Source organism: Faecalimonas umbilicata (assembly GCF_042846195.1).
Lineage (GTDB): Bacteria > Bacillota > Clostridia > Lachnospirales > Lachnospiraceae > Faecalimonas > Faecalimonas umbilicata.
The window spans coordinates 1699062-1712041 of sequence record NZ_AP031411.1; the positions used below are offsets into that span (position 1 = coordinate 1699062).

Genomic DNA, 12980 nt, shown 5'->3' on the forward strand with positions numbered 1-12980 from the left:
ATGAGAATATGATATTATTTGATATAAAGCAGCAGATAACATTCTGAGACAGCATGCTAACCCATCATATTATATGCTTTTTGCAGAAGGAGTTCAAGCAAATTCTGGTTTATCTTCTCCAAGTTTTTCAAACAACTGCATATTTTCCTTTTTTCGAATTTCTAATTCTTGAAAATTTCTGAATATTTTAACCCTAAAATTTCACCCTTGCGTAAACCTACAAACAAAGCCAGTAAAATCTCTAAATAAACAGAATGGTATTCTTACGCCGCTTGAAGCAATGTCCGTATCTGCTTTTTAGAATAAAGTACCTATTTGGTAGGTGCTTATATGCTTTCTTTCGCCATAAAGCACCGTAACATAATTGATTTGTGTGTGTCAATACCTGCATCTATGTTTGTAAACATGGTTTAGTTTCCTTCATCTAACCAATGGGCGAAGAAAGACTTGGGAATACGATAAATATTTCCAATTTTTATAACTTTGAATGGTTAATCTGAATTGAATTTATTAAAACCTAAAAAATCTTTCCAACCACCCATCATAAATGTTAAACTGTTTTTTCCCAAAGTCAAAAATGCCAATGCCCGTAAAACGCCCTTATATTTTTCACTATCCAGACAAATTTCATATTCTCCCCAAAATATGTTTTGCTGTAGACCAGATTTTTGATGGTCCGTTTTTGCTTTGCATATTATATTCTACGTAGGATAATCCTGCTTTCACATTTGCTTTAATCTCCTGTTCCACCTTTTCTTGAAAACAAAAATCACCAAGACAAGAAAAAATATCATCTACAGTAAGTGGATAATCAATTCTGCTCCTTTCTTTATAAGAAAAGGCAGAAGAATATTCTAATCCCTCTGCCTGTGTTGCTATTATCTTAAGCAAACAAATTCTACCATTTCCTGTGGATAATGGATCGGATCCTCCCTTCCCCCTTTCATTGCACAATCTTCCCTCCTCTCCAGTCAACAGTAAAAAAGGAGTATCCGAATCTGTTTTTTTCTTTCCATTTTATTTTCTAGTTTTTGATACTCCCGAAAAATCTTGTCGTCAACATCTTTGAAATTTTTTTGAAACAGAACGTATCGGCTTTTCACTCCACGATTTAGAAATAAAGATATTACTTCTAAACTATTCTCCCAATCAAACTATCTTTGTCCTTGTAATTGTTATAAAGTATGTACTAATTCAAACAATAGCATCGTAATATCATTTTTTGAACATAACGGTTACATACAATATAGTTCTATTTAAAATCATCTTTCCTTAAAAGAGAAAAACTTTTCGAAATAATTTAATCTTATATTTATAACACAAAGCGTTCAGAATTTTTTTCCTACCTCTAAAATTTTTCCATTTAATCTTTGATGGAAATATAATACTTCTCTTTGAATATATCCCTTAAATTTACTTGTCGATATGTTTCTTTTCTATAAGTAATAATGAGACATGTTCTATTTTTCCCACCATGTTTTTCGATATTCACTAGGCGTCCGCCCATACTTTTGTCGAAAAACTCTATTAAATGTCCTCTGGCTTTCAAATCCAGCTTCCAGATAAATATCTGTAATCCTTCTATCCGTATTTTCCAACAAAGAGGTCGCATAATTTAAACGAATTTCATTTAAGTATTGGTTGAAATTTGTATGAAAAATACCTGAAAAAATTTTTGATAGGGCAAACTTATTAGTTCCCAGAGCTGATGCCACTTTCCCAAGTGTAAGTTCCTCTTGAAAATGTGACAACAGATAGGTCATCGCTGCATATATCAGATCATTACTCCCCACACTATCTTTTTCTATGAATCGGAATGTTTCCCTGCACCGGTATAATATAATCTGCAAATAAGCCTGCCCCACAACCTCACTGACTTTCTGATCTTTTATCAGACAACTCAGGGCGTTTTTAACTTCTCTATGTAAATCTACGCTGGTAATTACCGGGTTTTCCGGACATTTCTTCTGAAGAAGCGCCATAAACGGACCACTTAGTTCCAAAGAAGCATAAAACTGGTACACCTCATTTTCCCCCTTTGAAAACACCTGATAATGATGAATCAAATCCGGAAAAACAATAGCAAAATCCCCCTTTTCCATATGATACAACTCATATCCAATGCCAAGCTCCACCTCCCCTTTTGTTACATATACCAGTTCTATGGCATTGTGAAGGTGAGGGGGAACATGATGTGGTTTTTTCCTTATCATACTGAACTTTTCTTTTTTCTCTTCATAAGACGGCTGCATGATATTTCTTTCCCCTCTCAAGAATTGGCTACATTTCTTTTTGATATGGCACGCAGGTTTTCTGCCCATCCGATATAATAAACTCAGTAATTAGGAAAGGAGGAAAACCAGAATGAAAAAACTGATGAATTACTTACAGAAAGTCATGAATTTTTATGCGGTTTACTTCAATCATGCATACCGTCTTTCATAGACTTTTCCTGTAAAAGTTTCTCATTTGCCTTCTCTACATTCATCTTTGCCATAATAACGGTAATGATAAGCGTGATTACTACTGGAATCCATAAATACATGATCTGCAGCATCTGGATACAGGAATCAGACTGTACAGCCAGTGTGCCGTCAAAGCCACTGAAATCCAGAAGCCAGCCGGTAATGGCAATTCCAATTCCACCGCCCAGCTTAATACCAAGAGAAGTACAGGAATACATGGTTCCGTCTACTCTTTTATGCTTTGTGAGATATGTATATTCTGAGCAGGAGGCAATCACAGCATTCATATCCCCCTGCCATGGTCCCATACCAAAAGCTGCAATGCCAGTAAATAGAAGCATCAGTGGCACACTTCCCAGATGACCGGCTACTACGACCAGGGCTCTTCCAATCGTTCCAATCACGTATCCTGTAAGGTTCAGTTTATACATTCCTCTCCACTTTTCCACCAGCATCGGTGTAATGAGCAATGCAATAATCAGTGGAATATTAATGGCCCAGGAAAATACACCATACAGATTTTCATTGAACAGGATATACGTCATATAGTAGATACCCATATTCAGCATAGCAGTATAAATCTGCTGAAGGATATAGGTAGCACAGATCATAACATAGTATTTATTGGTAAACAACAGTTTTGCAGCATCCAGAAGGGAATATTTTTCATCATTTCCGGATTGTTTCCCATCATTTAATTCTTCTTCCGCTAATTCCTTTACAGAAAGTACAGAAATCGTATTGACAATCAATCCAATTACTGCATAGATAATCGCAACCGTTCTCCAACCGGCAGCTCCGCCACCCATCCATTCTACAAAGCCAATGGTCAGAGATTGAATCAACAGACTTGTGGAAAAAGCAAAAATGAAGCGATAAGAACCCATCTGTACACGTTCTTTACTATTCTTTGTTACCAGGGCTGTCAGAGCAGAATACGCAATATTATTCGCTGTATAAAATACTGCATTTAACAATGTATACGCAATAAAAAACCAGGCATACTGTGCAAATTCTCCCATATTTGCAGGTATTGCAAAAATAGCGACTAAGGTTACGGCACAGCCAATATAGCCATAGAGCATCCAAGGTCTTGCTTTTCCCATTTTACTCTTTGTTTTATCAATCAGGGTTCCAAAAAAAACATCCGTAATTCCATCGAATAACTTAGATACGGCAATCAAGGTTCCAATAATTCCCGGATTTAATCCTACTGTATTGGTAAGATAAATCATGACAAAAGAGGACAGGAGCGCATACACGACATTTCCTGCAATATCCCCAAAGCCATACCCAACTTTGTTATACCATTTTAAATACGTTTTCTCTTTCATGTGTTCCTACCATTCCTTCCCAAATAAAAACTTCATATCAAACGTAAAGGTTTCTTCTGTAAACTGGTACTCTTTCCGTAGTTCCGGACCACAGCTGTTGGAACCAATGCCGTTCTGTGCATAATCCAGACAGACAATGGTACTTCCCGATTTTTCCAATTCAAAATTGTGTGCCTTTCTCGTCAGTTCTTCCTGTGAGTAATAAGACACATTGAAGGAAAACGGCCTGGAAGATACTGCTGTAACGGTCTGATTCTCCTTTTCCAACATCAGATAATCACAATCTGTATGGCTTCCATTCTCCTGCGGGCAGATATAATCTTCATGCTGTTCCTCTACCGTTGTATCATACAATCCATGGCTGCAGGAACGGCATTTATCCCGATAACTTTCGTGCGGTCCCAATCCATAAAATTTCAGATTTTCATATTCTCCCCTCAAAAACAGGCGGATGCCAAATCTAGGAAGCTGCGGAAATTCCCTATCCTTTTTGACGTGCATTTTGACAGATATTTCTCCTGTCCTGTAAATCTTCCATACGGCCTCTATATCCAAAACCTTCTGAATTGCTACTGCAGCCACGGACACCGTACTGTAAATCCGAATTCCTTCCCCATTCATTTCCCAATGAGTATCATAAGCCCTGGCTTTGCTCCGGTCATATCCGGCATCTATCCATTCTTGTTTGATCTTCCGGTCATTATCCGTAGGTGCTCTCCAGATATTCAGTTCCATAGGAGTTTCCAGAAGTTCCTCTCCATCTACACTTAATTGTTCAAATAAACCCGAAAGTTTATTGTAAACATAGAAGAATGTATCTGACCGGATGGAAAGAAAACGATCTGTTTCAGAAACCTGTACCTCTGCTTCTTTCTGTTCCTGAGTTTCCAACAAAGCTGTTGCCTGCTGGTTTCTTCCATCCTGATTTTTCAAAGGGATTTCATCAAATCCCATCCTACTGCCCTGCGCCATAACACTGGTACCGTGCTTTAAATGATAAGATACTTTCAAATAACATTTTCCGCTGTCTGGAACGGTAATATCCAACAAAATAGTTCCTTTCTTGTGAGGCAGTACAGACTCCTGCAAAATGAACTGTTTTTTCTCCAGCAGCTTTCCGTCACAGTTTACTTCGTATACCAAATAGATATAATCCTTTAAATCCACATAGTTCATATAGTTTTCCAGACACAGCTCCCCTGTTTTCTGACAGAAAGACACCACTCTTGCCGGACGGTACACCTTCTGGTATTCCAAAAGCCCTGTATGGGGTGTTCTGTCCGGATATACCAGGCCGTCCATACAGAAATTCCCATCATGGACTTCTTCTCCAAAGTCACCTCCATAAAGGTACTTTTCTTTTCCATTAGCAGCCTGTCCCTGATAAATGGCATGGTCGCACCATTCCCACACAAAGCCGCCGCAGAGGACATCATACTCATAAATTATTTGAAAATAGTCTTCTAAATCTCCCGGTCCATTTCCCATGGCATGACAGTATTCAATCAACAGGAGAGGTTTGTCCGGTTTTTTGTCCATATATTCCTGAATTTCTTCCAGGGAAGGATACATCCGGCTGAAAATATCAATGTTACTGTAATCATATTTCCTTCTGTCGCTGCGATAAAAAGAACTTTCATAACAGGTGAGCCTTGTAGAATCAAACCCTTTTGTCCATTTTAAAGCTTCCTCAAAAGTACAGCCATAACCACATTCATTTCCCATAGACCAGATAATAATACAAGGGCGGTTCTTTTCCCTGTGTACACAAAGTTTTGTACGATCCAGAGTTGCCGGGATAAATTCCGGGTTGTCCGAGATCCGTTCATTCCATTTCCTGCTTACATTTTCCCAATTGGAATCTTTTAAATACTGGGACTGGGTTCCATGACTTTCATTGTCTGCTTCTGCAATCACAAATAATCCATATTCATCACAGAGCTGGTAAAAATAAGGCACATTCGGATAATGGCTGCTGCGGACTGCATTGAAGTTGCTTTCTTTCATCATCTGCAGATCCTTCTTCATCTGCTCCAGTCCAATCACAAACCCTGTTACTGGATCGGAGTCATGACGGTTCACCCCTTTGAATTTGATGGCGGTTCCATTTACATAAAGGACTGCATCTTTGACACAGATTTCCCGGAGGCCAATCCGGTCTGTAATCACTTCCCCTTCCGTTTCCAGAACCAGAGTATATAAATACGGCTGTTCCGGATTCCACAGATTTGGCTCTTTTACAAGAATTACTGCTTTATGTGTATAAACAGTACCTGTATTTTCCTGAAATACCTGAGAAGCAATCTCCTTATGTTCTGCATCATACAAAGTAAGTTTTGTTGGCACTGCCTTTCCCTGATAACTAGCCTGTACTGTAATTACTGCCTGTTCCTCCTGGATTTCGGTAGTTGTAAAGTAGTCATAGACCACATTTTCCGGGCGGTTCACAAAATACACATCCCGGAAGATTCCACTCATTCGAAATTTATCCTGATCTTCCAGATAAGTTCCATCACACCATTTCAGAACCAGTACCGCCAGCGTATTCTCCCCATTTTTCAGAACTTCCGTCACATCAAATTCACTTGTGGCATGGGAAACCTGACTGTAACCTACATACTTTCCATTTACCCAGACATAAAAGCAGGAATCCACCCCTTCAAAATTCAGATATGCTCTGGGCGCCTCCTCTGGTATTTCATAGTAAAATTTCCTGACATAGGCTCCGCATGGATTCTCCTGTGGAACATAAGGCGGATCCAGTGGAATCGGATACCTCACGTTAGTATACTGGTGGCTGTCATACCCGTAATTCTGCCACACCCCCGGCACCTCTACCTGTGTAAATCTACTGCAGTCATATCCTTGTTCGTAAAATTTTTCCTGCAAATCGTAGATACTGTTAAAATACTGAAACTCCCATGTTCCATTCAGACAGATAACCCGATCTGAAGAAAAACGATCCTCTACCAGTGGTCCCATATCATGGGAAGCTGGCATATAATATGCTCTGCTGGGCATGGTGTTTTCATGCATTATTTTTAAGTCCTCGTAATGTCTTGGCACGATCATAATATTTTTCCCCTTTATTTTTATGATTTTTTCCTTTGGTTTATCATTATTTTACGCTATTTTTACACTATTCGTCCATAAACTCTATTGGACAAAACATGCACGAAATGATACACTATCTTTAACAGAAGCCTACTTGTTTAAAGGAGGTGCGAGACGCATCATGTATATCAACTCTGGTTATCTGCATAATTCATTATTGGATTTTAAAGATAAGAGCAAATCACTAGTAGTGGGAAGCTGTGGGACATACCGGCTGATCCACCAGCCCAAGCTTCCCACGTATCGCCCCCGGGGAAGGATTGACTATCAATTGCTTTATATTGCTGCAGGGAAAGGTCATTTCTTTTTGAATGGCAAGGAAGAGATTGTAGAGGCCGGACATATGATTTTATACAAGCCACGGGAAATGCAAAGATATGTTTATTATGGGACAGACCAGACAGAAGTTTACTGGGTTCATTTTACCGGTAATAATGTAAAAAATATTTTAAGAGAATACCATTTGTTTGAATCCGGACAGATTATCCAGACTGGAAACTCTACGGAATATCATCAGATTTTCCGAAAAATGATTCAGGAACTCCAACTTACCCGTCCTCATTATGAAGAATACTTATCTCTCCTGCTCAGGGAACTGTTCCTTCTGATTAGCCGCCAGGCTCCTATGGGCATCTCTTCCCAGAACCGGATGTTGCAAAAAGAAATGGAAGAAGCTACACAGTATTTTAATGAACATTTTGCAGAAGAAATATCGATTGAGCAGTACGCCATGGACAAACACCTCAGTATCAGCTGGTTTATCCGAAGCTTTAAACGTTACAATAGCGTAACTCCCATGCAGTATATACTAAATCTCCGGATCACAAATGCAAAGACACTGCTCCGGACTACTACATATTCTGTATCCGAGGTGGCATCCATCGTTGGGTATAATAATCCGCTGTATTTCAGCAGACTGTTCAAAAAACAGACGGGACTTCCTCCATCGGAATTTCGGAATAATAAGATTTAGGAAAGTGCATAGTTTCAAATCAATTTTATATTATAGACGTAAAACTTCTTTATATCCAATCTGCTCTTCCAAAAATGTATTTCCCGTTTTTTGTTTTGCCATACTGCTTCTCCTAAAAAAATTTTATTCTGCCATACTTTACCTGTTCTGAAAAGGTCGTAGCGTTTAAAATATATCCCTCCGACGAATCGCAAGAAAAAAGCAAGAATATAAATCTGTCATTTTCACAACTCTATGTTAAAATATTCTTATTTATACTGCGAAGGGAGGAATCTATTTTTGTCGAAAGCAACACTATTTGACAGCCGTATCAAAAAGTACGCTTACTGTAAGCCGCCAGAAATCTACCGGGATCTTGGTACATCTGCCCTTGGGCTATCCAAAGAACAGGTAGATGCAATGCGGGAAAGATATGGCAAAAACAGTTTTCAGGAACGTAAAACAGATACCACCATCCAGCGATTGCGGCGAGCGTTTATTAATCCATTTCATGTGATTCTATTTATTTTAGGTATTGTTTCTCTTGTTACCGATGTTTTTATGGCCTCTAATTTTACATGGAATGCTACTACTGCCCTTATCATTTTTCCATGATTGTAATCAGCGGTATCATCCGTTTAATTCAGGAGCTGCGGGCGAAAAGCACAGCCGAACAGCTTGACCGTTTGATTCACGAAAAGGTTACCGTAAGACGGAATGGGGAACTACGGGAAATTCCCGGTGAAGAATTAGTAGTAGGCGATCTGATTCTGTTTTCTGCTGGTGATCGTGTTCCAGCGGACATCCGGCTGACAAAGGTAACCGATCTATTTATTTCCCAGGCCGCTATCACTGGAGAAAGCGCCATTTTGGAAAAAAGCTGCCGTACACTTTGTTACAAAGAGCAGGAACCCATAACACAATTGGAAAATCTTGTGTTTATGGCGACCACAGTTATCAGTGGAAAAGGGGAAGGCATCGTGCTGGCTGTAGGAAGGGATACTCTATACGGTGGATTTACCAAACCTAATTCTGAAGATAAAAATGCTTTTCAAAAAGGAGCCAATTCCATTGCCTGGGTCATGATCCGGTTTATGGCGGTTCTGGTTCCCATTGTATTTCTTATATTGGGGATCACAGGTGGAAAGTGGCTGGAATCCTTTGCATTCGCACTGTCTGTAGCGGTAGGGCTGATGCCGGAAATGCTCCCCATGGTCATCACCGCCTGCCTTGCAAAAGGAAGCCTTGCTATGGGTAAAAAACAGACCATCATCGAAGATCTGAACGCCATGCAGAGCTTTGGAAGCATGGATGTGCTTTGTATGGATAAAATAGGAACACTGACCAATGAAAGTGTCCTGCTGGAATATTATATGGATATTCTGGGCAATGAAAATACAGATGTCCTGGATCTGATTTATCTGAACAGTTCCTATCATTCCGGCGTCCGTAATCCCATTGACAATGCCATTCTTGCCTGTAAATCCATGCCAGGCAGGGAAATCCATTATGCCAAGCTTCTGACAGAATACCAGATGGAAAAAGATGCCAGACAAAGCGTATTTTGTGTGGTAGGGGAAATGCTGCAGGATGGGATAAAGGTTATTGCTGTGGCTCGGAAACAAGTGGGAAGATGAAAGAAAATCACACCTGACGATGAAAAGGATATGACTTTGGTTGGTTATCTGTCTTTCTTCGATGCCCCAAAACAGACGGCAGGCGAATCCGTAACAGCACTGAAGAGATTAAAAGTAATCCCGAAGATCCTGACCGGAGATCAGACATCCATTGCACTATCCGTCTGCCGCCGGGTTGGAATCTCTGCCGAACATATCCTAACTGGCACCCAACTGGATGAAATGACAGACTGTGAACTGAAAAAGGTGGTAGAAGAAACCCATGTTTTTGCAGAGCTTACTCCCGGTCAGAAAGTACGTCTGGTTTCTGCACTCAAAGAGAATGGTCATACCGTTGGATTTCTTGGGGATGGGGTCAACGACATTCCTGCACTAAATGAGGCAAATGTAGGGATTTCTGTAGATACAGCAGTGGACGCCACCAAAGATGCTTTGTCAGGATCCGGCATTATGGACTTCTATGTTCCCGCAGCAAACACAAAAAACTCACTTTATGCCGGAATCTTCTCGGATGCAAAAAATATCTTTCAAAGCTCAGGGCTAAAGAAATGCCGGAAATACTGAAACAGCTATACGGGATAAACATCTGTGTATGTAAATCCTGCGGTGGATATCTTGGAAAACCACAACTGAGAATACCGCAAAGGTGTTAAAATCCAAATCTTTTATATGTTTTTAAGCCTCAAAATCCTGAGGTTTTATTGTTGTACCTATTTATCTGAAAATCCTTGATTTCTGTAGCGTCTGCATAGGAAATCCTGTATAATCATGGATAAGAACGAAAGATTAAAAGTCCATAGGTAATATCTACTCGGACGCTCACTTTATTCAATTAGGTCAAATCGAAAATAGAGTAAACGAAGGGGCAGTTCACTGAAATGTCAAAACTGCTTTTTCGTTTACCCCATCATCGATTCTAACCTAAAGAATTTATAAGCTCTTCTTCCGTAATTTCCAAATATTCTGCATCTTTCTCCAAATCTTCTTCCGGAATACTGACACAGTACATCTTACAGCAATTCCTACATCTGCTGCAGTCGTAATTTGCAAACAACTCTTCATGAAGCTTTTTGAACTGCTCGTCCAATTCTTTTTCATCTGCATTACATTTTAAAAATGTACGAAATTCAATATTTTCATTTTCCTTTTCTTCGCCTCAAATTTTACTTTTCTTGGTGCAATCATATTGTCACCTCATTTTTCTCATCTTTTGCTGACACTGAGCCTTTTCTCACCCAACTCTGTCCCGTCAAATTTATCCTTTACATATTGACAGGTTGCAAAATAATAATCCTGACTTCCTTTCCATCAAAACTCCTGTTAAAATTTGTTTCAAAAGCATGCCTGTCTTTTATAATTTTTTCTTTGTCGTAAATATAAAAGAATATATAATCCGCCTTATAATGTACAATATCAGCTTCTATTTCTTCTGTCAGCTTTTTTAAGTTTGTTGATGTTCTTGTACACTTTGCTTCTATGATTGTATTTAAAGAAAGAATTTTTATATCGCTTCTAACTGTTCCAACTCCCGAATCATCATTTACCTCTCTTCTAGCATCCGGATACAATGGCTTTATAACTGCATAAAGCAAATGCTGTAAATCATATTCATTTTCAATCTGTATTTTTTTCAAGTTTTCAGACGTAAGTGATGCCCTCTTATCTGGTTTTACTTCCCTAAACGCTTCTAAGAAGAAATAAAAATTTCGCAGATACCTTTCAATCTCCTTTTGAATAAATTGTGATGACTCCTCATATTCTTCACATAAAATACTGTCCAAATAGATCAACAGATTTTCCTTTGCCTTTAACATATTTTCACGGGTAGATTCTTTTGAAAATTTGTTCACCATATATTTCTGTTTATTTCTAATATTTTGAACAATATCATTCTTATATGATTCTTGTTTCATCATCTGGTGCAACTTCAATATAAATGCCTCATATTCCTCTACAGTATCCACTAATTTCAACTTTTCGATATATTCTTTCAGCATATTATCCATTCATTCTCCCCCATCTCAGATAAAACAAAAACAACGGATCCAAAACATACACTTTTCCGTCTTTCCATTCTATTGCTTTATAAATTTCTTCTTTTTCTTTTAGGATTGTTTGTAAATTATTTAAATGACTTTTTACAGAATTTCTATCCGGTTTTCCTTCTGTTTTAGGAATAAGGTTTATGATTCTGTCATAAACTGTGTCAAAATCTAATTCCATAATCGGAGGATTTTTGGCTAACGATTCCACAATCAGTCCATACAAATCCAATTCTTTTCCATCTAATGTTTTGTATAAATTTCTTTTCTTTCCACGCGGATTTGGACCTTTAGACATTACATTTACCACATCGTAATAGTTAAAGTTAACCGTTGTAAATTTATATGCCATTTCCAACATATCAAAATTTACAATATGCTCATTTTTGTCTTCCAACAATGTGCAAATGCTCAGACAAATATACTGCATTAACTGTGGTGATGTAAGGCATTCAACTGCCAACTGTTCTGCAACTTCATCTGTTATCTTAATGTCAAGTTGTTTAAATCCTTTTAAAGCAATCTCTTTTAAATCCTTTTTTTCCCACGCTTCAATATTAATTAAACTCAATCTTCCCGATAAATCTGCATTCTGGCGAATTGCATCGTCTGCCCTATGCGGAAGAGAAACTACGACTACCTTTAATTCTCTTCTAATTGCATCTTTGAGCTGTTGTGCCATTTTTGTCTGCATCTCTTTTGAAGCATAATGAAAATCATCAATTACTAATACTTTATCGTGCTCTTTATAATATTGAATAACGGTATCTTTCGCTAGAACATACTTTTCGCTTTTACTATCTGTTTCCTTACTATTTCCTTCATTAACCTCTCTTTCTGTTGTCAATTCTCCTTTATAAGGCAATCCCACTTTTGCAGCAACAATTGCCCAAAAATCTGTGTTGCTGTTAAAATCCGCACCAGAAATTTCAACAATGTTGTCAAATCCAATTACCTTCTCGCATAAGATTGTCTTTCCCATTTTTGATGGTCCAATTAATGATGTAAGGCAACCCGCTGTTCTCAATGCCTGCTTTAAACGTAATTCATATGATATACCTGTATTTTCATAATTCCTGGAGACATATGTATATTCCGGATACGCTCCAGGTTTAAATACATTTTCTGCTTTTAGTCTCATATTAGCACCTCCAAATATTAATTACTCTAATTATAACACATTTTATTACTTTTTAAACATTTTATTACTTTTTATTGGTCTAAATATCATTTGACCATAATATAACTTCATTGTTATACTCCAGCACAAATGATTTTGTTATCTAGCATACTTAAGCATACTTAATAAAAAACAAAAAGGCTGAAGCCCATGATGCGACTCCAACCCTTTAATTTCTCTCGACAAAAGAAAACATATAACCCTTGCATTTATATTTAATTATTCTGAATGATATTCACTCCAAATTACCATTTTT

Annotated in this window: 7 protein-coding genes and 2 pseudogenes; 3 read left to right on the plus strand and 6 right to left on the minus strand. The window is 38.1% G+C overall.

All coding sequences use genetic code 11. The annotated features are described in order from the left end of the window. Window positions 1-627: 627 nt before the first annotated feature. The 4 genes from ACGG81_RS08075 to ACGG81_RS08090 form a co-directional block, all read right to left on the minus strand. Window positions 628-891, minus strand: a complete 264-nt coding sequence (locus ACGG81_RS08075) for a hypothetical protein (RefSeq protein WP_235837153.1) — start codon at window positions 889-891, stop codon at window positions 628-630. Between the two features lie 569 nt (window positions 892-1460). Next, on the minus strand, window positions 1461-2252 hold the full coding sequence (locus tag ACGG81_RS08080; RefSeq protein WP_270602353.1) for an AraC family transcriptional regulator: 792 nt from the start codon (window positions 2250-2252) through the stop codon (window positions 1461-1463). A 167-nt stretch (window positions 2253-2419) separates the two neighbouring features. Further along, window positions 2420-3799, minus strand: a complete 1380-nt coding sequence (locus ACGG81_RS08085; protein ID WP_120093162.1) for an MFS transporter — start codon at window positions 3797-3799, stop codon at window positions 2420-2422. Window positions 3800-3805: 6 nt separating this feature from the next. Next, window positions 3806-6871, minus strand: a complete 3066-nt coding sequence (locus ACGG81_RS08090) for a glycoside hydrolase family 2 TIM barrel-domain containing protein (RefSeq protein ID WP_390107751.1) — start codon at window positions 6869-6871, stop codon at window positions 3806-3808. 163 nt (window positions 6872-7034) lie between these two features. Between ACGG81_RS08090 and ACGG81_RS08095 the strand changes: the two genes are divergently transcribed. The 3 genes and pseudogenes from ACGG81_RS08095 to ACGG81_RS08105 all read left to right on the plus strand — a co-directional run. Further along, window positions 7035-7886 carry a helix-turn-helix domain-containing protein gene (locus ACGG81_RS08095; RefSeq protein WP_390107754.1) on the plus strand — a complete coding sequence of 284 codons (852 nt, stop codon included), beginning with the start codon at window positions 7035-7037 and terminating at the stop codon, window positions 7884-7886. Window positions 7887-8165: 279 nt separating this feature from the next. Further along, window positions 8166-9934, plus strand: a pseudogene (locus ACGG81_RS08100) (cation-transporting P-type ATPase); the annotation flags it as partial. Continuing rightward, window positions 9934-10155: pseudogene (locus ACGG81_RS08105) on the plus strand (IS91 family transposase); the annotation flags it as partial. The pseudogenes ACGG81_RS08100 and ACGG81_RS08105, both read left to right, overlap by 1 nt. A gap of 609 nt (window positions 10156-10764) precedes the next feature. On the opposite strand, the gene ACGG81_RS08110 reads toward ACGG81_RS08105, so the two are convergent. Next, entirely contained in the window at window positions 10765-11508 is a 744-nt protein-coding gene (locus ACGG81_RS08110) for a hypothetical protein (protein ID WP_120105378.1), read from the minus strand. Beyond that, on the minus strand, window positions 11501-12685 hold the full coding sequence (locus tag ACGG81_RS08115; RefSeq protein ID WP_008975335.1) for an ATP-binding protein: 1185 nt from the start codon (window positions 12683-12685) through the stop codon (window positions 11501-11503). Before ACGG81_RS08115 ends, ACGG81_RS08110 begins: the two co-directional genes overlap by 8 nt. Window positions 12686-12980 lie beyond the last annotated feature (295 nt).